Genomic DNA, 22,518 nt, shown 5'->3' with positions numbered 1-22,518 from the left:
CAAATGGAAAGGCACTATTCACACTTCAGATTCCACTTCTTCTTCAAGGAAAATCTGCTCCTGCTGGACTTCAGCAAACTCACCTATTTTACGGAATTTACGATAACGATCTTCTTTCAATTCCGCTCTATCCAGAAGAATCAGCTCCTGCAAGTGACGCCATAATGCATCCTTAATTGCAGCTGCCGTAACTTCGTAATCACGATGTGCGCCGCCTTTTGGCTCAGGAACAATCTCTTCGATAACTTCCATTTCAAGCAGATCAGATGCCGTTATCTTCATGGCTTCTGCCGCTTGATCAGCCTTCGAAGCATCCTTCCATAGAATTGATGCAGCACCGTTAGGAGATATCGCCGAATAAATGGCATGTTCCAGCATAAGCACTCTATTACCAACTGCCAGTGCTAATGCGCCCCCACTTCCGCCTTCACCGATAACCACACAGATTACAGGAACACCAAACTGAGACATCTCGCGTAAATTACGGGCAATTGCTTCGGATTGTCCTCTTTCCTCAGCTGTATTGCCTGGATATGCACCTTTCGTATCTACAAAGGTTATAATGGGACGATTGAACTTGTCCGCTTGCTGCATCAGACGCAGTGACTTACGGAAGCCCTCAGGGTGTGCACTGCCGAAAAAGCGTAAAATATTCTCCTTCGTATCTTTACCGCGCTGCTGGCCAATGACCGTAACCGGGACACCGTTAAGTTTGGCGATACCGCCTACAATTGCAAGATCATCCCCAAACATTCGATCCCCGTGAAGCTCGATAAAATCTGTGAAGATCTGCCCCATAAGATCAAGAGAAGTCGGACGTCCTTGATGTCTAGCTAGATGCATTTTTTGGGAAGGGGAGATATTAGAATAAACTTCCTCCTCAAGCACACGGTACCGTTCTTCCAGTCTTGCTACCTCATCCGTAAAATCAATACTTTTCTCTTCGCCAAACTGCTTTAGCTCGGCAATTTTCTTGCGCATTTCAACCAGAGGCATTTCAAAAGGCAACTCTCCTGCCAACCTAAAATCCCCCTTTCACATCATGCAATTCCAAAATTTTGGTCAGTGTGGCGCGCATTTCTTTACGGTGCACAACCATATCAATCAAGCCATGCTGCAGATTAAATTCAGCCGTCTGGAAATCATCCGGAAGCTTCTGGCGAATTGTCTGTTCAATGACTATACGTCCTGCGAAACCGAATACCGCCCCAGGCTCAGCAATAATAATATCGCCAAGACTAGCAAAACTCGCAGATACTCCGCCAGTTGTCGGATCCGTAATTATAGAAATATAAAGGCCGCCCACTTCGTTGAAACGAGCAAGCGCTGCACTGGTCTTCGCCATTTGCATAAGACTTAGAATACTCTCCTGCATTCTCGCTCCGCCAGAAGTAGAGAAAATAAGGAGTGGAAGCTGCTTCTCCGTGGCTTCTTCAATCGCCCGGGTAATCTTCTCACCAACTACAGATCCCATACTGCCGGAGAAAAATTCGAAATTCATCACAGCTACGATCACTGGATGTCCGCCAATAGATCCCTGACCCGTAATCACGGCATCAGTTTGTCCCGATTTTAGTTGCTGTTGCTCCAGTTTAGAGGCATAACCCGGGAATTTCAGCGGATCTATAGAATACATTTCACTATCAAACTCAATAAAGCCCTCTGGGTCTAACGTCATAGCAATACGCTCTACGGCGTTCAAGCGCAAATGATGACCACAAGTAGGACATACTTTTAGATTCTTTTCCAATTCCTTGCTATACTGGATCGTTCCGCATTTATTACATTTACTCATTAATCCTTCTGGAATTTCCCGTTTGGGGCGTTCGCCTTCTGCAGGCACGCCGCTTCGCTCCAGACGTTCTGAAGGAATAGTCGCGTACTTCCGTTTCTTCTGAAATAAATCTTTGAACACACCCGCACCTCTTCAGCCGTTTATTTGCGTTATGCAGCTTGCCGCTGTCATGACTTTTCTCTTGATAGAAATTCAGGGATGCAGAATAAGATTAAGGACTTCCTGTACTTCCTCCAGTTCACCCGAAGGAACCAATATCTCAAACTGCTGCTTGGACATATTGATTGGACGGCATTTTACTAAAAAACCTTCTTCAGTCAGCTTACTCTTAATCATATCCGCCACTTTGGCGGTCGGCGCGATATATATTACCGTCCACATGCCTTGCAAGGCCTCCCCAATCTTAATTCCCAGCCGTATCCCGTATAATGGAATTATGATAACACAGTTTTCTTTTTTCCCGCAACAGGCGTAGGGCAAAGGAAGCAAGACTGAGGAACTCGTTCAAACGAAATGAATCGGGTCATTTATTCCGTATCCGTGACCAGAGGATATACTTTTGCCCCTTCCTGCCGATGAGCGATTCTAGCAGAAGCAGCTGCAGCGATACCCGCTACTAAGTCATCCAAGAACACGTGAATCCTCCCCTTATCATCGTTCAATTCACCAATGATTCCAAGCTTTATTTTGTCCAAGTACCCAAATCCTGTAAGTCCGATCATCCCATATACCCCTGTGATGCCAAGGGCTAGAGTCTCGTCCGCTCCATAAAGTGATTCATCCGCTTCCATTACTGCCTGGAGCGGCTGCGGAAGCAGTCTTTTCTCTGCCAGCTCATCAAGTGCGATCCCCGTCATTAACGTGTACTGCACTTCTCTTTTTCCCAATACAGATTTCACACTGGAAAGGCATTCTTCCTTGGATAAACCGGGATAATAGACCGATTGTAAAATATATACGATTTCAGCAATGGAAGAAAGTGATACGCCTCTACGTTCCAACAGATCAACTGCCATTTGATAGGACATGATGTGATTCCCCTTTCCGCCCAGGGATTCGCCCTGTGGTTTCCTAATGTATGCGGAAAAGGGTGGAATTGTTCTTATTTTATTCTTACGGTACCTGCCCCCAGCATAGACTCGATAGCCGCGATTAGCTCCTCGGTAGGCTTAATCCGATAATTATCGCTAAGGGCCAGGAGCTTCTGATCCCGTTCGTAGAACAGAATCGTCGCTACTGGGCCTGGATGATTCTGCAGCAGCTCCTTCAGGCGCGACAGCTGCGCAGCATTCTCGGCGGCCGGCGTGATCTTGATAAAGACACGCTGGCCTGAGCCCGGCGCTGACGCAGCAGCCGGTGCAGGTGTTGCAGGCGCAGCTGCGCTGCCTGCAGGGCCAGTGGCGGCCCCGCTAGCCCGCGAAGCAGGAGCCGCGCCACGCGGCTGCGCTCCTGCTGAGGCCGAGCGTCCCGCGCTATACGGACGGGACGCGGCGGCACTACGGCGCTGCAGCAGACCGCGGAGTGTCTCCGCGGATAGCAGCGCCACTTCCTCGGCCAGCAGCTTGAAGCCTTCGTCCTCCTGCTGCACCTTGGCGCGCAAGGCCAGCAGCGCGCCCTTGGCAATCAAGCTGCGGCTTCGCTTCCACACCTCGGGGAAGAGCACGACTTCGCAGCGCTCGATCTGATCTTCCCATTCGATGAAGGCCATCGATTTCCCTTGCTTCGTCGTAATTTCCTTAACGGATACGACCATGCCGGCCGTAACCGTCTGGCTCTCATCTGCGGCTTCACCGAGATCCATCAGCCGCTGTATACCCGGCTCCTCAAGCAGCTCAACACTATCGTCGAGCGGATGACCTGATAGATACAGCCCCAGCAGTTCACGTTCCATCTCCAGCTGCTGTCCTACTGTGAACTTAGGGATATCCGGATAGCGAATCTCCCAATTCGGCGTCTCCACCAAATCGTCGAACAACTGAATTTGCAGTTCATCCCGCTCCTTGCGCCATTTCGTTGCGGCGTCAACGGTCTCGTCCAGCATAGCTAGCAGCTGGGCCCTATGACCCGGCAGACAGTCAAAGGCTCCTGCCTGCAGCAAAGACTCCACTACCCGCTTGTTGCAGACCCGCAGATCCACACGTCGACAGAAATCGAGCAGGCTGTCGAACGGTCGCTCCTTGCGAACCGACATAATATTCTCCACTGCTAACGTGCCGACGTTCTTAATCGCTGCGAGCCCAAAGCGAATATGCCCTGTTCCCGTTTCCTCTCCTGGAACAGGGGTAAACAGTACGCCGCTCTCATTCACATCCGGCGGTAATACGCCGATGCCCGTGCGGCGGCAGTCCAGTACATATTCCGCCACCTTACGGTGGGTTCCCATCACAGCGGTCAGCATAGATGCCATAAACTGTACCGGATAATGCGCCTTAAGATAAGCCGTCTGAAAAGCCAGCACACCATAAGCCGCCGCATGCGCACGCGGGAAGCCGTAATCGGCAAATCGTACGATCATATCATAAACGGCATTCGCATCCGTTTCGTTATATCCTTGCTGCAAGCTCCCCTGTACAAAATGACTGCGTTCCTTATCCAACGTCTCGCGCTTCTTCTTAGAAACCGCTCGGCGGAGCAGATCCGCTTCACCAAGCGAGAATCCAGCCATAAGCGAAGCAATCTGCATAATCTGTTCCTGATACACAATTATCCCATAGGTATCCGCTAATATAGATTTCAAATCAGGATGCGGATACTCTACTTCGATCTGACCGTGCTTACCTGCTATATATTTCGGGATAAACTCCATCGGACCCGGACGATACAAGGCTAGGACCGATACGATATCTTCAAAACCATTAGGCTTCAAATCCTTAAGCACACGTCTTACACCCGCCGACTCCAGCTGGAAGACCCCAGTCGTCTCACCAGCACCTAACATTTCATACGTGAGCGGATCATGATCTGGTATGATTTTAAAATCTGGAACATTGCCACTCATTTCTTTAATCGAATTCATGCAGCGTTCGATAATCGACAAAGTACGCAGGCCCAGAAAATCCATCTTCAGCAGCCCAACACTTTCCAAATGCTCCATAGAGTACTGAGTTAACGCTGTACTTTCGTTGCCCTCTTGAAGGGGTACAGCATCAGTCAGCGGACCTTTGGAAATAACAACCCCGGCAGCATGTGTCGAAGCATGACGAGGCATACCTTCCACTTTCATTGCCATATCCAGCAAGCCTTTGATCTTCGGATTACTGTCATACAGCGCTTTTAGGTCTGGAGTAGTCTCCAGCGCTCTAGCAAGGCTGATGCCTAGTTGTCCTGGGATGAGCTTGGCAGCCTTATCTACCTCGTTATAAGGTAAATTCAGTACCCTGCCCACATCACGAACTGCAGCCCGTGCAGCCATGGTTCCGAACGTAATGATCTGTGCCACATGTTCTTTGCCGTATTTCTCCACCACATAAGCGATAACCTCATCACGACGCTCATCACTAAAATCGATATCAATATCCGGCATCGTGATCCGTTCTGGATTTAAGAAACGTTCAAAGAGCAAGTTATACTTAAGCGGATCTACATCCGTGATTCGTAGGGAATAAGCGGTAAGACTCCCCGCGGAAGAACCCCGGCCCGGACCAGTAGCAATCCCCTGACGATGACAATAAGCGATAAAATCCCACACAATTAGAAAATAATCGCTAAAACCCATATTCTCGATGACGCCAAGCTCATAGGCAAGACGCTTTTCAGCGGTTTCTCTTTGCTCAGGCGATGCCCAAAGCGGTGTGTCTATATACCGTTCTTCAAGCCCTTTAAAGCACAACTCTCGCAAATATGCAGCGGAGTCCTTACCTTCTGGAATTGGTGAATAGGCAGGCAGAATATGTTGACCGAAGGTAAGCTCCAAATTACATTTTTCTGCGATCAATAGCGTGTTACTGATAGCTTCAGGCACATGCGGGAACAACGCCGCCATCTGATCACTGCTTTTGAGAAACAGCTGATCTGTTCCGATCTTGAGCCGTTCCTCATCATCCACAGTTTTACCTGTTCCAATACAGATCAGAACATCCTGTACCTCTGCATCTTCCTTGGCCAAATAATGGACGTCATTCGTAGCTACAAGTGGGATCTCACAGGCCTTGGCAAGTGCGATCAGCTTCGGATTTACTCGTTTTTGCTCGGAAATTCCGTGATCTTGAAGCTCCAGGTAGAAGTCTTCGCCAAAAATCTCCTTATATCGCAGCGCAGCTTTTCGCGCCTCGTCATCTCTTCCATGCAACAGATGCTGCGGCACTTCGCCGCCAAGACAGGCACTGAGGCATATGATCCCCTCCGAATGAGCGGCCAGAACCTCCATATCAATACGAGGTTTATAGTGATGACCTTCCAGATGACCGATAGAGATCAGCTTCATCAGGTTCTTGTAGCCGGTCTCATTCTTGACGAGCAGAATCAGGTGATAAATCGGTTGATCTTTACGACTGCCTCGCTCACGGCGAGAGCCCGCGGTTAAATAGGCTTCACAGCCGATAATCGGCTTGATTCCATTCTCTTTACACGCTTTATAAAAGGGGATCGCCCCATACATCACTCCATGATCCGTAAGCGCCAGCGACTTCATGCCGTATTCGCCGGCCCGGCGCACGAGATCGGTAATGCGCGCCGCCCCGTCCAGTAAACTGTATTCGCTGTGCACATGCAAATGCACGAAAGGGCTCATCATCCCACTTCCTTCCTACTACATAAATCAAACATAAATAGTTGTTCAAAAAAGTCCGTTTTTATCACGAAGTAACCCAAGAAGCTTACTCGACATCGAAGATTGAATTCAGGCGAAACTTCCGGTGCTCACGTAGCTTCCACTACGCTCCACTCCTCATTTTCTACCTTCTTTCAATCTTCTCGGTGCTGAAAACCGTACTTTTTGAACTCGCACTATAAGATGAAACTATTTTATCATATTAAAGGGGGACCCGCCCATAGAATGGATTAAGAGCACATGGACAGGCAACGTTTATAGATGCCTCGTCCGGGAAGGGGCCTTTATGAGCATTTTTATGAGCAAAGCCATCCTCGATTTCTTTATCGCCTTCGGCATCGTACTTGGCGGAGCTATGGTCGGCGGAATCGGCGCCGTAGTATCCCTGCAACCACCGACGCAAACGATGCTAGATGTAGCAGACCGGATTAAAATATGGGCACTTGCCGCCGCTGTAGGGGGTACTATGGACCCTTTACGGGTCATTGAAAGCAATGTGATTGGAGGTAACCTCTCCCCCGCCATCAAGCAAATCATGTATATTGCCTTCGCTTTTCTCGGAGCTCATATGGGCAGCGAGCTAGTAAAATGGGTGTGCGGCAGGGGGTAACGCCAGTGAGAGTTCCACCATTCAGTCGTTTTCGTAGATTCACCCAAATTTCCGCTATATTCATGCTGGGGATCGTCGTAGGAGCCGTCATATACAACGGTATATACCATGTTGGATATAACGTGTTATGGCTGAATAATGCAGACCTGCGTGTACAGATCGAGCAATATCAAGAGGATATTAAAACACTCAAAAAATACAATAATACCTCTACAGTAATCAGAGAAATAAAAATTCGATCAGAGGAAAGCAAAGCCCAAGCAGAAGGCTCAACCTCAGTTGACCCCGTAACTTTAAAATTAATACTTAGTGAAATACGATCAGATCTGGAGCCCATGCGTGGCCGCAGCATGTTCGATATTGACACAGACAGTAAACTGGTTAGGCTGCTGCTGGATGGCAAGCTTTACATTGTGCGTGATAAGGAATACTCTGTCAAAATCCGGACGATGCTCGTCATGGAAGGTGTTCTGCAAATCTGGGTGGAAATCAGTCCTTTTAAGCGCAACTGACAACAATCGTGTGATACAATAATGGACAGACAAAAGTGGAAATTACTTCAAGGCTTTTGCACGACATGATAAAGGAGCTGGCTGTCCATGGTTTTATTTATCAAGTACTTATTGTTTATCCTGCTGGTGATCTTTGTAATCGGCGCCGCTGTGTACAGCTTATCCTCTCGCCGTGCCTTAAATCCCCAAGATAAGGGGCTAAAACGCTCCGTCATGAATGTGATGCTGGGCGCTATGCTCGTAACGCTTTCCCTGATTTCCATGTTTCTATTTCGCGGCTCCACCGTTAATATCATTGTTGAAGCTGCCTTTCTTCTAATCGGTGTGTTTAACATCTTCTCAGGAATACGCAGCTATAGTTATTACAGCCGTAGCCGTAGCCAGGAACAACACCAGTCGAAAGCCTAGACTATCCCTCTGATAGGATTACAAGAATAAAATAGACTACCCTCACTATCATCGTTGAGGGCAGTCTATTTAAGCATGTTTGTGATTCATTATCTATTAGCCGTGATCAATGGATTGCAGCATCAGAACAGCTTTCGCTACCAGGGTATCCGAATAGCTGATCTCTATTTCAAGCTTACATGTACGGCGACTAATCTCGAGCAGTCTCGGCATTACAATAATCGCGTGTTCGATCTGTACCGGCCGGATAAAATAGGTGGACATATTATCTAATACATAGTCATTTCCTGTTATATCCTTAGCTGCCTTAAACGCAGAGAGCGTCATTAGCGTAGACAATACACCTTCAGAAATGGTACCAAGGTCTGTGGCCATCTGAGGCGTAATAAAGCCGTGAAAAAACAATCGTCCCTCTTCATCCCGCTCATCCGCAAAACCGTTCCAGATGAGATGATCGAAGGTCTCCCCAAGCTGTGGAGTGTTACGGACATCTCGCAGACTTTGCAGCACTTCTTTACGGGTTAGGGAGCCCACCAATTTGCGGTTACGGTCTACAATGGGGAGGAAATCGACACCTTCCCACATCATGATCTGCGCAGCTGAAGCTAGTGAGGTATGCAGCGCAGCGGTAACCGGACTCCGAACCATAGCCTTTTCAATACTTTGCCCTTCTGCCAGGTCCTCTACTTCGCGTCGGCCGATAATCCCAATCACTCGGTTCCATTCATCTGTAACGGGAAAACGTTGCTCTCCAGTATCCTCAGAAATCTGTCGTAGCTCACCTACAGTGCTTGAAATTTTTAACGTAATCATACGCGGTTTGCTGTCGACAATATCTTCTACCAGCATAATTTTTTTCTTAATCAATCTATCAAAAATTGCTCGGTTAATCATTGATGCCACGGTAAACGTGTCATGTCTTGATGAAATGATGGGGAGATCCAGTTCGTCGGCTAATGCCTTCACTTCACGACTCGTCCCGAAGCCACCTGTAACCAGAACTCCGGCACCCTGCTCTAGCGCCAAGGAGTGAACATCATCGCGGTTACCCACAATAAGCAGACTGTCTGCGTCTATATAACGAATCATCGCGTCGACCTTCATCGCACCGATTACATATTTATGTAGATGTTTACTCAGTCCGCTAGCCCCACCGAGAACATGACCTTCCACAATATCAACCACGTCACCAAACGTCAGCTGTTCAGAAATGTTACGAGGCTTCTTTTCTACACGTACTGTACCAATCCGTTCCTTCGTAATGACAATTCCAAGATTCTCAGCTTCCTTAACGGCACGATAAGCCGTCCCCTCACTGACCAACATTTCTTTTGCAAGCTTACGAACAGATATTTTGGAGCCTACCTTAAGACTTTCAATATGCTGCAGCAGTTGCTCGTGTTTAGTAATTGCATCGCCTTGACCTTCCAACTGTTACACCCCCGTACTCCGATCTGTACTATACTGTACTCATTATACACGGAGAGAATGGCACAGTACAACCGATTCATAAGCATCGAATTCGAATTTAATTGCCCGTTATTTAGCAACCTTTTCCTCTTTTTTATAGTCTGAGAGTTAAAGAAAGAGGAAAGGAGCATTGTGGATATGAACAAGACCACGTTAATAATATTTACCATTACTTTGCTTTTCATAGGACTGATCGGCTGTGGAAATACGAGAACCGAAGTAAAACAATCAAGCCAAATAGAGCTGGATGCACAAAATATAGTTTCTATTAACTTAATAGAAGAAGACCAGCCGGTGACGACTATTTCTGAAGCATCATCCTTGGAACATTTCGTTCAAGTCATAACTGCTGCTGAATATGATAAAGGACAACTAGATATTGCTCCAAGCGATTACAGAACCACCGTAAACATGAAGGACGGTATAAGTTATGAGTTCTCTTTTTGGATCGTCGGAAGCAACAGTGGGTTACTCATTAAATCGGGCCAAATGGGTCACTATCGCCTGTCAGATATCAGCAAAAAAGATCTGTTGGACTTATTCCAATCGACTGTTAAAGAAGATAAGATTTCTCCAGCAGACACTACTAACCCACGGCCCCCTAACGTTCAAGTTACTGTTGGTGGTGAGCAATTCGATGCCATTCAAGGCTCTTATTGCTGGAATGACAATGGCAAAGGCGTCTGTGTAGATATGGCTTCTTACGATCAATTGGTTTCCAAACAGAAGATACATCCCAAAGCCATCAGCCGTGATCAGGTAGAACTCAAATTCTCATATGCACCCAAGGAGATAGAGGTTGTGGCTTCATTTCCTGGTGAGGAACGACCGGACGAAGCTCTTTCCGTAGAAAATAACAGTTTTCAACTCGCAGCAGGTAGCGGAAAACATCTGTATATAATCCAAGCAAGATGGCCTCAGGGGAGCGCCAGTTATGTATTTGAAGTAGAATGCTCTGCCAGTAAAGAGTAACCCGTTTGTTAGACAAACTGGGTAGTGGGTAGGCGAATAGAGAATAGTCCCTTAAGAAAAAAAGGAAAAATATGTTATGATGGAGAGGTGAAAGGGGATGACTTTATGCAATTTCTTTTTATACTCGCGATTCTCGTTCCTGCGGTGTGGTACTACGCGGCTCTAGGTAAACGGATATCTGCAGAAGAAAAGAAAGCTGGAAAAGATCTCTCGGATGAGATCAATCCTTTTACAGGTGCAAGATAACTTTAATCCCCCTGCTTTGCAGGGCAATTTTAAAGCCCACTGGCTTAAGCTAGTGGGCTTTTCTGTGAATCTAGGGGATTTATACCCTTCTTTTAGCTAATTCGGCGCTTTTCACTGCAATCTAGGGGATTTATACCCTTCTTTTAGCCATTTCAGCGCTTTTCACGGCAATCTAGGGGATTTATACCCCTCTTTTTACTAATTCGGCGCTTTTCACGGCAATCTAGGGGATTTATACCCTTCTTTTAGCTAATTCGGCGCTTTTCACGGCAATCTAAGGGATTTATACCCTTCTTTTTGCTAATTCGGCGCTTTTGTCGGGAATTTAGGGGATTTATACCCTTCTTTTCGCCAATTCGGTGCTTTTCACGGCAATCTAGGGGATTTATACCCCTCTTTCTGCTAATTCGGCGCTTTTCACGGGAATATTTAAATCTAGTTACTTAAGGAAGCACCCCAATTCTATGATCTTTGTGAAACTCTAGTTTCTTCTTTCCATTTGGACTGCCATTGCTCCAATTTTGCTTTTCGCACAGCTTCCAAACGCTTGGTCTTCTCCTCATCAACACCGATAATAAAATGCAGATGTGCCGCAATGACCATAAAGGCAAAAAGTGACCAGACCACCCCAAAACCAAACACCCAGCTAGGCCCATTCGCAAGCGATAACTTCGGCAGAGCATACAAAAGCATGGCCAACGCCAGCAACAGATAGACACCATGTTTAAACTTGTTTCTTTTTCTCATTACTAACAGCTCCTCGTAGACAAGATATTCGATTGAATCTATATCTCTACTCTATGAACATGAAGCCCGTAATATGAGACAAGTCCATAAAAATATACTTCTACTCAAAAAATTATATAAAATAGTATGCATTTATGTAGCTAGCAAAGCTTATATATGAGATGATTATTTCATTTAGGGGGCGATTTAGAATTGAATGCAACTTATACTCATACCGAATACATAATTCGAAAAAAGGTATTTTCGATCATGGGTGCGAAGCTTCATATTTATGATAACGCCGAGCAGCTTGTACTCTATTCACAAATGAAAGCATTCAAGTTGAAAGAGGATATTGCATTGTACACGGATGAGTCTATGCAAAAGGAGCTTCTGCGTATAAAAGCCCGCAATGCCATCGACTTTAGTGCCGTTTATGATGTGCATGATTCGGAGACTGGCGAGCATGTTGGTGCTCTTCGGCGTAAGGGACTCAAATCGATTTTGAAAGATGAATGGACGATTCTCGATCATCATGATCAGGAAATCGGAAAAATCAAGGAAGATAGCACCGCGATGGCTATACTCCGCCGCTTCATCTCTATTATTCCTCAAAAATATAATATCGAGATGAATGATACAACGATCCCGACTTTCAAACAAAATTTTAATCCATTCGTTACAAAAATCATTGCTGACTTCTCTGAGGATCCCAAGGGAATGCTTGATCGTCGCCTAGGTTTGGCTGCTGGTATTCTTCTCTGCGCAATCGAAGGAAAACAAGATTAGCGAGTTTACTCATGTGCTAGTCACAAGAATAAATAGGGTGTTCCCAATGCCAACCGGCTTCGGGAACACCCTATTTAGATTGCACTGATCAAACTTTTCAGGTGAATACCCGCTTACTAAAAGCGTTTATTCGCCATACAATTGCGACAAGCTCTCGGTAATGATCTTGTTTACATCCTCGATTACAACACTCAGACGGCGTTCTGCATCGAACAGACGGCGAATCCCAAGATTCATGTTAAGCACCTCGAATAATTTCTCCATCTTCTCCATTTCTTCCTGTGGAGGCATATCTCCGCTCATCATCCGTTGTTGAAGCTCCAATTGGCCATTACGGAAGTTGTCGAGCATCGCCTTGGCTTCAGGATCTGTTTCTACCAGTTTCATCGCGTTGGTGATATCCGCTACCTCAGTGCTTTCTTTAATGGCTTTCGCCAGTTCATGTGCTTTGTCGTGAATACTCATTATGATTCCTCCTAAAAGTTTTGTAAGTCACTACTTCTCGATTCGTCTTCGTACAAAACTCACTTCGAAAGCGTTGCTTAAGTTTTGTTAGCGTTCGCTTCCTAGAGTTACTTCGTACAAAACTCGCACCGGAAGCATACGCTTAAGTTTCCAAATATTGATTCATCCCATGCTTGTTTCGCTTCTTGGGTCAGACTTATGAAATGATGCGGCAAGGTTTTTAAAGAGTAGGTCAATCACCAAGGGTCATATGTCTCCATATGATGAATGATATGTAACCCTTAGCTACCAAATTGCCGGCATCATGCTGCCTACCGGAAGGAGATCCACGATGTCCCAATTCAAGATCCCGGTCCATACGGTCCACACGGGCATCCTGCAGGAAAACGCTATAATGCTTGGCGAACGATCCATGAAAAGACTCAAAATCCCGGCTCACGGAACGCTCCAGCTGGCTTTCGGCTCTTTCCGGCAGGAGGTTACCATTATCCCGGCTCCCAAATCCGAAAGCCTGCGTGTAAGCGAAGGACTGGCGCGGCGGACCGGATGGAAACATCGGCAAACCCTCAACGCCTCATACAACTCCGTAAGTCGTACCTTGCGACTTGGACCGTTGATCGGTGTACTCGTCAGCCGTGACCATCCAGATAATCTCGACAGGCTGTTTGGACCCATTACCATGTTCTGTCGAGAATTAACAAATGCCTGCCACTCACAAGGCGCCTATGTATATTTCTTTACCCCGGAAGCGCTGGAAACAAGCAGCTCTTCCATCCAGGGCTGGGTATACAACGAGGGTTGGAGGAAAATGAGTCTGCCCATCGCCGATGTAATCAACAATCGGCTAACGACGCGAAAGGTGGAGAATAAACCTAGCGTACAGCATTTTTTGGCGGATGTAAAATCACGGTATGGAACGCATTTCTTCAACGAAAAATTTCTTGACAAGACAGAAGTATTTGAAGCTTTAGCGCAAGACCCTTCATTGAAGCGGTATTTACCGGAATCGCATGCTTTAAACGGTTTTGCCGTTGTAAAGAAGATGTGCAGCCAATATCCAAGCGTGTTTCTAAAGCCTGTACGGGGCAGTCTCGGCAAAGGCATTCTCCGAATCTCCAAAGATGAAGGCGGAGGATACCGTTTGTTATCTACTACCTCAATAGGTACACGCAAGCAAAGCTACCCGACTTTAGCTAAACTGTACCAGTCCATTGCTCCCAAGATGAAGACAACGCGCTACCAGATTCAACAAGGATTACCTTTGATGGAGCTCGGTAAGCGTCCTGTAGATTTCCGAGCACTTGTACAGAAGAATGGTACCGGGAAATGGGGCGTTACCTCCATTGTCGCTCGCACCGCTGGTAGCAATCATTTCGTCTCCAATCTAGCAAGAGGTGGCAGTCTCAGTACTGTCCGTGAAGCCGTTAGCAAGAGCAGCCTTCCTCCAGGTACCAAGGATAGCGTACAGCTTCAGCTTCCAAGAGCAGCACTAGCCATTGCAAGAGGAGTAGAAACCTTTATCCCTGCTCATTTCGGAGAGCTCGGAATCGATCTGGCACTGGATCAATCCGGACGAATATGGCTCTTGGAGGTTAACTCCAAACCTTCCAAGAACGATAATACACCGCTAAACGATCAAAAAATCAGACCGTCCGTCAAGCAAATGATTCTGTATTGCCGCTATTTGGCCGGTTTATAAGGAGGACACAATGACTGAAACAGCTATGGGGTTCCTCGGCATTATGACGGGCCGTCGCCACGGGAATCCTCCGATTGCCGAGCCAGAATTTTGCAGTCATTTATGCCGTGCAGCTCCGCGCTATAACCTTAAAGTCCTCGTGTTTCATCCGGACGGAGTAGCGGCAGACGGGTCATCTATAACCGGTTATACATGGAAAGACGGAAGCTGGCACAATACGACCTCTACACCACCAGATATCATTTATAATCGTTGTTTTTACAATAGTCCGAAAGAAAGAAAAGAAGCCTCGTCTGCACTCTCTTTCCTTCACCGCTCACTACCTTGGTCAAGAGGTCTACCTGATAAATGGGGCGTATACGAGATCTTGAAGCGTAACCGAAGAGCCGCTATTTTACTGCCGGAAACTGTTCTTTATACCGGTACACGCAAGTTAAGCAATATGCTCGCTGAAAGAGAATACGGGGTCTTCCTAAAACCCAAAGCAGGCTCTCATGGCAAACGTACATTACATGCCATACTGCAGAACAGACGCTCTGGAGGAGGCATAAGAGTACGAGGGCGTGATGGGACAAATACACCCTTTCAATATGTATTCAGCTCGCAGGATGAAGGACTGAACTGGATTCATGAATTTATCGGCACACGCCGCTATATTATACAGCCTTATCTGCACCTAACTAATCGTAAGGGGCAACCGTTCGATGTGCGTGTATTGATGCAAAAGAATGGCCTCGGTCGCTGGGATCTTACTGGCATGGCCGTTCGGCTGGGTAATCATGGTTCACTGACTTCGAACCTGCATGGCGGTGGAACTGCGGTTCCTCCTTTGCCCTTTTTGCTTGCAGAATATGGTCAGGACGGAAAAGACATCATGCAGGAGCTTGCTGCAGAAGCTGCATACTTGCCTCCTCTTCTGGAGGCTGCATGCGGTAGGCTTGGAGAACTCGGCCTAGATTTCGGTATTGATTCGAGCGGTCGGATTCATTTACTTGAAGCAAATTCCAAGCCAGGGCGCACGGTATTCCGGCTGACGGGCGACCGCCGGGCTGCTAAGCTCGCCGCCGAGAATCCACTGTCTTATGCGCGCCATCTGCTACTCACACAGCGACGGATACCATCCCTATCTACGGACAGCTCCGTTATAAACGGGAGAATGATAACAATGGTTCCTAAGGAGGATTCATAAATGAGTCTCACTTTTTGCAATGTGCATTTTACTAAGCAGCCCCAAAGAGTTGTATATGTATCAGGTGCACTGATGAAAAGCTTGAAATTAACCGGGAAGAAGAACATTCGCCTTAGACTCGGTAAAGATGCCATCCCGACCATGATCAAGCCCATCAAGCGCGCCGGAAATCATCTATTCCTCGCCACTGGTGTAAAGAGTGCTATCAAGGTTCCGAAATCTGGTGGTATCTATTTACGCAATCTGCAAAACGACGAGGTACAGCTTGGACCTTTGGTCGGTGTATTGACCGATGGGCCAGCATCTCCAAATCAACCCTTCGGTTCTCGCACTGGCTTTATAAAGCAATTACTGCGGGAAGGCAGTAACAAATGTTATATATTTGCCTTTATGCCGCGTGATATCAACTGGCAACAGGAGCAGGTCTATGGTTATTTCTTAACCGCAGGCGGCAAATTCGAACGTAAAATGGTTCCTCTGCCTGATGTCGTCTACAATCGGCTACCCAGTCGGAGAGCGGAGACTTCACCTTATATCAACCAGCTTCGCGAACGCTTTATGCGCAAGAAAATCCCTTACTTCAACTGGAGCTTTTTCAATAAGTCCGATATTTATCGGTTGCTAGAGAATGACGGAGCTGCAAACCGTTACGTACCTGAGACACACAGCAATCCCTCCTCCGAAAAAATGAGAGAAATGCTGGATCACCACCATTTTGTATATTACAAACCTTCCGCAGGCAGCCTGGGTCACGGGATTTACCGACTTACCTATCTGCCGAAAAAAGGATATTTTGCCCGCTACCGCAAAGGTGGAAAAAACGTACTTCTGCGCTTCACTACCTTTGAAAGCCTCATGCGTATGCTTCGGTCACGACACGGTCAAGGCCTGCAAAATTATATCGTCCAACAAGGAATACGTTTGATTGAAATTGATGGCTGCCCCATTGACTTCCGATTCCATATGCATAAAAACGGCAGTAATCAATGGATTGTAGTCGGTATTGGCGCTAAGAAAGCCGGCCGGGGCAGTGTCACCACTCACCTCAAAAACGGGGGGGCATTGCTTACACCTGGGCAGGCGCTCGGGCGTGTATTCGGCAGCCGAGCAGATGAAGTATTACAGCGTGCGAAGAGTACAGCCATTAAGCTGGCAGAATCCTTAGAAATCCAGCATCGTCATTTGCTCGGTGAAATTGGCTTTGATCTCGGCATTGATCAGGATGAAGACATCTGGATGTTCGAGGCCAACGCCAAACCAGGACGTTCCATCTTCCGTCATCCTTCCCTGCGCGCTGAGGGCAAAGCTTCCATCGAGCACATTCTGGAGCATTGTCTATACCTCAGCAAATTCCGCAGGAGGGATGAGATGTGAACACCCATATTCCGGATGAAACAAAACCCGTTATTGCCATACTGACAACCAGCGATAAAGTAAGGCATTTTAATGGCAACCGTAATAATTTCCGGGACATCATTCGCACAGGCAAGGAACTGGGATTTCTTGTCTACGTCGTCACTGTCCGTGACTTGAAGCTTGAGGAACGGATGGTGAACGGTTATGTCCCATCATCCAGCGGAAGAATATGGTACAGCATTCCGGTACCTCTTCCACAAATCATATATAACCGAATTCCTACCCGTGAGGATGAGGAAAAACCTGCTGTCGTACGCAAAATAGCTCAATGCCTGGAACATCCAGGCATTAAGCTATATAATCCATATTTTTTCAATAAATGGAGTCTATTTGAATGGTTGAAAGGCTCGTATGCTACCTCGAAGCATGTTCCAAAAACCAGACGTTTACGCAGTGCAAACACGCTTATTGCCATGCTAAATAATCATACCAGTCTCTATCTTAAACCTGAGAATGGCAAAGCAGGTAAAGGAATTATGCGTTTAAAATACCGTGCAGATACCACATTACCCTATCGGCTGCAAATTCAAAGCGGCAAAAAAAATGTGACCTACAAAGCTGCCTCAGTAGAACGCCTCTGGGCACGGATAGGCAAAGAAAAGGGAAACTCGCGCTACATCGTACAGCAAGCTATTGAACTAGCGACTCACCGAGGACGACCATTTGATCTACGTGTACTTCTGCAGAAAAACGGCAGAGGCGGCTGGGCAATGACCGGCATAGGTGCACGTCTAGCTGGTGCCCGCAGCATCACTACGCATGTACCTCGTGGCGGAAGTATCGAGGAGCCCTCCACCATGCTGGAAAGCACATTTGGAACCGAAAGAGCAGCCTCTATCTTAAAAAGTGTACCTACAACTGCTCTGTTAATTGCCAGACAAATTGAAAGAGCCTCTGATTCTATGCTCGGGGAGATGTCGATGGATCTCGGTGTCGATGAGAACGGCGGACTCTGGTTCTTTGAGGCAAACTCCCGGCCGATGAAATTTGATGAGCCTGCGATTCGCAAGCTTTCTTTGGAGCGAATCTTTCAATATGGCCAGCACTTAGCACGCCATATCAAATAGAATCCATTAAAGGATGTGACACAGCATGCAGATATCCTCTATCTACGACACTGATGCTAAAAAGTGGAAATCGCGGCTAACCGGACTGCTTGAGTTTATAAGAGAGCATGGGGAGCGTCGGATTACAAACCAAGCTTGCAAGGTAATGGCCCGATTAACTCCAGAACAGTTGTCAGAGCCGGGTGTCTCGCTGCTTGTCGCCACCGTACGCGGTCAGAATGGGCGCCAGCTAGCAGGAGTAAGCTTCGTATCCGGTTTCGGTGAAGAGGCTTGTCTCGTTGCCGTGCATCCCTTATACCGAAATAGGCATACCGGCACCGCCCTTATGGCCGCCCAGTTAAAGCGTTTAGGCCGTCTGGAATGCAGTGTTGCCAGCGATAATACAGCCAGTCTGAAAATGTGTTTCAATGTTGGTCTTGCCGCAGTGGCGCTTACTAGTGGCCCTACTGGCAAGCCAACTCTATTGATCCGGTCACCACAGAATACCGTCAGTACCACAAACTCTCCACAAGAAGGTGAACTCCTGTGCCAGAGCCCGTCTTAGGCATTCTTACTTTGTATATAAATGAAGCCAAGCAGCTTGAAGAAAAGGCCGTGTACCGGAGAATGATCATTGAGGGCAATCGAATGGGCTTGGATGTTTTTGTGTTTACCCCCATGGATGTCCATCCCAGCAAAGAGCAGATCCATGCCCTTGTCTTTGATCCAAAGAGCGGGAAATGGTCACGCAAATGGCGTTCCTTCCCGAACATGATTTATGACCGTTGCCGCATCCAGCGCAGCACGCGCTTTCAACAATTGCTTCGTTTCCGTGAACGCTATAAACATCTGCTGTTTCTGAATCGTCCACTGCGCAACAAATGGACCATTCATCAAACGTTCTCACAAAAGAGTCGCTTCCGGCAGCATATGCCAGAAACATTACTGTATAACTCCTCTGCGGATCTGCACCGAATGTTAAAGCAGAGCCCGGTACTCTATATCAAGCCAGCAAACGGCACAGGTGGACGCGGTATCCTTAGAATTGAGCGGGTAAAGGACAGTAAAGGGGGATTTGATATTCAAGGCCGTCGCCAAGATCGCCGGATTATTCCACCCCGAAAGGTCTCTGCCTCCCGATTGGATTCCATCGTTCGACAATGGTGTATTGGTGGACGTTTCCTCGTCCAACAGGGGATTCCACTACGTCTGCCTGGTGGACGTTTCCATGATTATCGCATGCTCGTTCAAAAGAATGGGCAAGGCGTCTGGGAACTGACAGGTATGGCAGCAAGGGTCGGTGCGGCGCGAAGCGTAACCTCCAATCTTCATGGCGGTGGGCACGCCGTTCGAGCTGAAACGCTCCTGAAGGAATGGCTGGGTAGTCAAGATAAAACCGATAAGGTTATGAAAACAGCCGAAAGGTTAGGTCTTGATGCCGCTGCCTTCTTGGAAGAAAGTTTCGGAGCCTTATGTGAACTTGCACTGGATCTTGCCATTGATCGAGAAGGAAAAATCTATGTGCTGGAGGTTAATCCAAAGCCTGCACGTGAAGTGTTTGCCCGATCAGGGGACGGCAACACCTATCGCAAAGCACTAGTGCGACCTTTAGAATATGCGTTATGGCTATATAATAACAAAGGTGCCCCAACCACAGCTAAGACTACTGAGGAATAAATTGATACTCAACAACAAAACGACCGCCTCTCTGCAATATGCAGAAAGTGCGGTTGTTGTATGACTTCTGATGTTCTGAGGAACTTATATTAGAAAAACTCGTTGTATTGAAGATTTTGATTAGCTGAGCCAAGGCGTTAGAAAAAAGAAGAGTATAGTGGTACCCACACAAATATGGAGCAAGAGCTGTAAGTCCTTCTCTAATAGATGTTTTATAAACAAAAGATAGCTCACGATACACAACAAAAAAACAGCAATATAAAAAAATAAGGAATCATAATGAGTAACTATAAATAAGTCTCCGCCACCAATAGAAAAGACTATACCTATTACTAAAAACCACATGCCCACTCCAAGTGCAGCGCTTAAAGCAATAAAAAGGAAGCTCATTATCATTTTTTATACTCCTTTAACATGCTTCTCGATTCCTTATCATCACATAGGAATAACCCCTTTCCATGATCTATCGGATCATCCCCTTTGTTTATGTATATCTTTTTAGCTTTGAGCTATTCCTGCATCTGCATTTAGAACCTTAACATTAAAAAAGGCAACCCTCTGCTTAGATGAGGTTTGCCTTTTATTCGTTTACCAAATATAAATCGCAATATTCCTATTCGCTAACCGATGCGTTGTCGTACAAGTCTATCAACTCATCAAAGGAAGTGATAATTACATCGGAGCCCTTTAGCTCATCCTGACGGCCAAAACCTGCATACGCACAGCCGATGACGGTTTGAGCATTTCCCTTACCTGCCTCCACATCAGACGAGCGATCACCTACCATCCAGGCACTCTTGATTCCATGATTGTCCAGCAAAATGCGTAGCAATTCTGTCTTCGTCGCAGTGCCTTGACCACCCGCACTATACAATCCTTCAAATAACTCTTTAAGCTCATGCACCACAACTATACTGTGAATGTATTCCTCCAGCCCATTACTAGCCACAAACAATCGTACTCCACGCTCTTTTAGGGCAGTCAGTGTTTCGACCACCTGAGGATACAGTAACGTCCCACCTGCTTCAAGTCCTTCGACCTCAAGCTGCAATAGCAGCTCATCTGCACGGCGGTGCACTGCCTCATCGGCATCAGGCATAACCTTCTTCCAAATATCTGCCAATAGCATCCCTAAGCCGCTTAGAATAAGCTCTTCCGGCGGTGTTGGTCCTGAGTATAATCCCTCTTCCCGCAAAATATCGAACATTTTATGATATGCAGGTAATAAAAGACTTTCAGTCTGGAACAATGTTCCATCCATATCAAAAACAATCGCTTCCGGCTTGTTCAACTCCGAGTGAACCGCGTTCAGTTCTGTTCCTTGTACCTCTTTACTCATCTGTTGTTCCTCCCCATTCTCTTTTGCTTCAGGTAAGCACATTCATCTGCACGAAATTTCCAGTACAAGCCCTATGATATATGATATCACTTCGGAATGTCCATGCTCTCCACTTTTCTTGTTGCAGTTTATATTTCAACATGTTATATTACAGTCTGTAATATAACATGTTGAAATATAAAGGAGAGATAACCATGTCACGTCCATTAATCATGCGCTTCCTCAAGCAGCCTGCTACCATCGTCGGGGTTATAACTGCACTGTTGTTCCAAGTCTTTTTCAGCTTAATCTGGATTACAGGGTATGACCATGTAACTGATCGGGTAGATCGGTTGCCCATTGCTATTGTGAATGAGGATGGTGCGAATGCTCAGCCTTTAGTCGATGGTATTACCCATTCCCTTCAGTTCGTAACCAGACAGGACCTTCTACTAAAAGCTGCCAAGGAAGCCCTTGAGCATAGAGAAATCCGCATGATTATCAATATTCCACAAGGGTTCACCGGAGCGATTAGTAATCCATCCGGAAAGACTGAACTCCGTTACCTCATAAATGAATCTAATCCGCAAATGGTTAGCAATGTTATGCAGACGGTAGCCCTTAAAGTCACAGCTGCCATGAACACTCAAAGCAGTAATACAGCACTAAACCAAACCCTCGAAGCTATGAAGCTGCCGCAAGCACAAGCAGAGATCATCAAAAGTGCGGCAAGCAGCCGAATCTCCGCAAACGTTGAAGTCATCCATCCCACAACTAATTTTGCACAAACTATGGTTCCGTTAATGATTGTTACTGCCTCCTTTACCGGAGCTATGCTACTCGCCATGAATCTGCAAAAAGCTTCTTCCAACTTATCGGGTCAATTTGGTAAATGGGATCGCCTTGCAGCCCGTTTTGCCATTATGAGTGCAACGGCTGTATTAACCTCTCTAGTGGGGACTATCATGGTTAACTCGCTCGGGATCCACTCCAGCCATGGCTTTCTGCTCATGTGGCTGTTCGAGTTCACTGTGATTCTCTCCTGCATGATTCTTGCACAGTTCAGTCTGCTGCTACTCGGCGACGCTGGCGCCTGGCTAAATATCGCACTTCTCTCCATACAAATGTTGGCTTCCGGAGCAACGATTCCTCGTGATGTGCTTTCTCCTTTTTATAGCTGGATCGGTCCCTTCTCACCTGCTTACTACGCGGTAAATGGCATGCTCGACCTAGTTATCGGAGGCAATGGTGTATGGAAAGATATGTTCTATCTACTCTGCATTGGTGCAGCAATAGCTGGATTAAGCATTATCCTAACCTTCATTCGCAAGGAAACTCAGTTATCACAAGAACAAGAGCCCGTACCAGCAAATGCGTAATTATTTAGTTTGCCTCCTTGGTTATGCCTTTTC

23 protein-coding genes are annotated in these 22,518 nt (G+C 46.7%); 13 read left to right on the top strand and 10 right to left on the bottom strand.

Features of this window, described 5'->3' with window-relative positions; all coding sequences use genetic code 11:
• Window positions 1-18: 18 nt before the first annotated feature.
• The 5 genes from MKX60_RS28440 to MKX60_RS28420 all read right to left on the bottom strand — a co-directional run bounded on the left by MKX60_RS28440 (window position 19) and on the right by MKX60_RS28420 (window position 6,524).
• Window positions 19-1,020 (bottom strand): acetyl-CoA carboxylase carboxyltransferase subunit alpha, encoded by a 1,002-nt coding sequence (locus MKX60_RS28440; protein WP_340968402.1) that lies wholly within the window; start codon window positions 1,018-1,020, stop codon window positions 19-21.
• Between the two features lies 1 nt (window position 1,021).
• Complete coding sequence (accD, locus tag MKX60_RS28435) at window positions 1,022-1,915, bottom strand: acetyl-CoA carboxylase, carboxyltransferase subunit beta (RefSeq protein ID WP_042186509.1); 894 nt, start codon at window positions 1,913-1,915, stop codon at window positions 1,022-1,024.
• A 72-nt stretch (window positions 1,916-1,987) separates the two neighbouring features.
• Window positions 1,988-2,176 carry a hypothetical protein gene (locus MKX60_RS28430; RefSeq protein ID WP_042125966.1) on the bottom strand — a complete coding sequence of 63 codons (189 nt, stop codon included), beginning with the start codon at window positions 2,174-2,176 and terminating at the stop codon, window positions 1,988-1,990.
• A 146-nt stretch (window positions 2,177-2,322) separates the two neighbouring features.
• Window positions 2,323-2,823 carry a phosphatidylglycerophosphatase A family protein gene (locus tag MKX60_RS28425; protein ID WP_042186505.1) on the bottom strand — a complete coding sequence of 167 codons (501 nt, stop codon included), beginning with the start codon at window positions 2,821-2,823 and terminating at the stop codon, window positions 2,323-2,325.
• Window positions 2,824-2,897: 74 nt separating this feature from the next.
• Window positions 2,898-6,524, bottom strand: a complete 3,627-nt coding sequence (locus tag MKX60_RS28420; protein WP_341061729.1) for a DNA polymerase III subunit alpha — start codon at window positions 6,522-6,524, stop codon at window positions 2,898-2,900.
• A gap of 325 nt (window positions 6,525-6,849) precedes the next feature.
• Between MKX60_RS28420 and MKX60_RS28415 the strand changes: the two genes are divergently transcribed.
• The 3 genes from MKX60_RS28415 (at window position 6,850) to MKX60_RS28405 (ending at window position 8,093) form a co-directional block, all read left to right on the top strand.
• Entirely contained in the window at window positions 6,850-7,173 is a 324-nt protein-coding gene (locus MKX60_RS28415) for a YtrH family sporulation protein (protein WP_042186502.1), read from the top strand.
• A 5-nt stretch (window positions 7,174-7,178) separates the two neighbouring features.
• On the top strand, window positions 7,179-7,685 hold the full coding sequence (locus tag MKX60_RS28410) for a DUF4044 domain-containing protein (protein WP_076283323.1): 507 nt from the start codon (window positions 7,179-7,181) through the stop codon (window positions 7,683-7,685).
• An 87-nt stretch (window positions 7,686-7,772) separates the two neighbouring features.
• A complete protein-coding gene (locus MKX60_RS28405) occupies window positions 7,773-8,093 on the top strand; it encodes a YtpI family protein (protein WP_042186497.1) in 321 nt (106 codons plus the stop codon).
• Window positions 8,094-8,189: 96 nt separating this feature from the next.
• On the opposite strand, the gene MKX60_RS28400 is transcribed toward MKX60_RS28405, so the two are convergent.
• On the bottom strand, window positions 8,190-9,524 hold the full coding sequence (locus tag MKX60_RS28400) for a DRTGG domain-containing protein (protein ID WP_341061636.1): 1,335 nt from the start codon (window positions 9,522-9,524) through the stop codon (window positions 8,190-8,192).
• A 177-nt stretch (window positions 9,525-9,701) separates the two neighbouring features.
• On the opposite strand from MKX60_RS28400, the gene MKX60_RS28395 reads away from it, so the two are divergent.
• Entirely contained in the window at window positions 9,702-10,535 is an 834-nt protein-coding gene (locus MKX60_RS28395; RefSeq protein ID WP_341061635.1) for a hypothetical protein, read from the top strand.
• A gap of 105 nt (window positions 10,536-10,640) precedes the next feature.
• Window positions 10,641-10,781, top strand: coding sequence for a hypothetical protein (locus MKX60_RS28390; RefSeq protein ID WP_179085720.1), 141 nt, complete (start codon window positions 10,641-10,643; stop codon window positions 10,779-10,781).
• 462 nt (window positions 10,782-11,243) lie between these two features.
• Here the strand turns inward: MKX60_RS28390 and MKX60_RS28385 are convergent, their stop codons facing one another.
• Window positions 11,244-11,528, bottom strand: coding sequence for a hypothetical protein (locus tag MKX60_RS28385; RefSeq protein ID WP_341061634.1), 285 nt, complete (start codon window positions 11,526-11,528; stop codon window positions 11,244-11,246).
• Window positions 11,529-11,720: 192 nt separating this feature from the next.
• Between MKX60_RS28385 and MKX60_RS28380 the strand changes: the two genes are divergently transcribed.
• The gene (locus MKX60_RS28380) at window positions 11,721-12,296 is read left to right on the top strand and encodes a hypothetical protein (protein WP_042186488.1); all 576 of its coding nucleotides are present in this window, start codon (window positions 11,721-11,723) and stop codon (window positions 12,294-12,296) included.
• 126 nt (window positions 12,297-12,422) lie between these two features.
• On the opposite strand, the gene MKX60_RS28375 is transcribed toward MKX60_RS28380, so the two are convergent.
• Complete coding sequence (locus MKX60_RS28375) at window positions 12,423-12,761, bottom strand: YlbF family regulator (protein WP_042186485.1); 339 nt, start codon at window positions 12,759-12,761, stop codon at window positions 12,423-12,425.
• Between the two features lie 331 nt (window positions 12,762-13,092).
• Here MKX60_RS28375 and MKX60_RS28370 point away from each other — a divergent pair, with 331 nt between their 5' ends.
• From MKX60_RS28370 to MKX60_RS28345, 6 genes are read left to right on the top strand one after another with little or no spacing between them, the layout of a single operon-like run.
• Window positions 13,093-14,460, top strand: coding sequence for a YheC/YheD family endospore coat-associated protein (locus MKX60_RS28370; RefSeq protein WP_341061632.1), 1,368 nt, complete (start codon window positions 13,093-13,095; stop codon window positions 14,458-14,460).
• A 10-nt stretch (window positions 14,461-14,470) separates the two neighbouring features.
• Window positions 14,471-15,649, top strand: coding sequence for a YheC/YheD family endospore coat-associated protein (locus tag MKX60_RS28365; protein ID WP_052404216.1), 1,179 nt, complete (start codon window positions 14,471-14,473; stop codon window positions 15,647-15,649).
• On the top strand, window positions 15,650-17,023 hold the full coding sequence (locus tag MKX60_RS28360; protein ID WP_076283328.1) for a YheC/YheD family endospore coat-associated protein: 1,374 nt from the start codon (window positions 15,650-15,652) through the stop codon (window positions 17,021-17,023). It abuts the gene before it with no gap.
• Window positions 17,020-18,132, top strand: a complete 1,113-nt coding sequence (locus MKX60_RS28355; RefSeq protein WP_339269949.1) for a YheC/YheD family endospore coat-associated protein — start codon at window positions 17,020-17,022, stop codon at window positions 18,130-18,132. The genes MKX60_RS28360 and MKX60_RS28355 overlap by 4 nt, the downstream gene beginning before the upstream one ends.
• Window positions 18,133-18,157: 25 nt before the next feature.
• Complete coding sequence (locus MKX60_RS28350) at window positions 18,158-18,676, top strand: GNAT family N-acetyltransferase (protein ID WP_076283330.1); 519 nt, start codon at window positions 18,158-18,160, stop codon at window positions 18,674-18,676.
• A complete protein-coding gene (locus MKX60_RS28345) occupies window positions 18,658-19,788 on the top strand; it encodes a YheC/YheD family endospore coat-associated protein (protein WP_341061631.1) in 1,131 nt (376 codons plus the stop codon). Before MKX60_RS28350 ends, MKX60_RS28345 begins: the two co-directional genes overlap by 19 nt.
• A 120-nt stretch (window positions 19,789-19,908) precedes the next feature.
• Here MKX60_RS28345 and MKX60_RS28340 read toward each other — a convergent pair whose 3' ends face one another.
• Complete coding sequence (locus MKX60_RS28340; protein ID WP_076283332.1) at window positions 19,909-20,184, bottom strand: hypothetical protein; 276 nt, start codon at window positions 20,182-20,184, stop codon at window positions 19,909-19,911.
• Window positions 20,185-20,401: 217 nt separating this feature from the next.
• Window positions 20,402-21,127, bottom strand: a complete 726-nt coding sequence (locus MKX60_RS28335; RefSeq protein WP_076283333.1) for an HAD family hydrolase — start codon at window positions 21,125-21,127, stop codon at window positions 20,402-20,404.
• Between the two features lie 194 nt (window positions 21,128-21,321).
• Between MKX60_RS28335 and MKX60_RS28330 the strand changes: the two genes are divergently transcribed.
• Window positions 21,322-22,485: a YhgE/Pip domain-containing protein gene (locus MKX60_RS28330; RefSeq protein WP_341061629.1), complete on the top strand. Its 1,164-nt coding sequence runs from the start codon at window positions 21,322-21,324 to the stop codon at window positions 22,483-22,485.
• The last annotated feature ends 33 nt before the right edge of the window (window positions 22,486-22,518 follow it).

Origin of the sequence: Paenibacillus sp. FSL R5-0914 (assembly GCF_038004525.1) — a bacterium.
GTDB lineage: Bacteria > Bacillota > Bacilli > Paenibacillales > Paenibacillaceae > Paenibacillus_AQ.
Note: the sequence above shows the minus strand (reverse complement) of the source record. Positions and strands in the feature narration are given on the sequence as shown.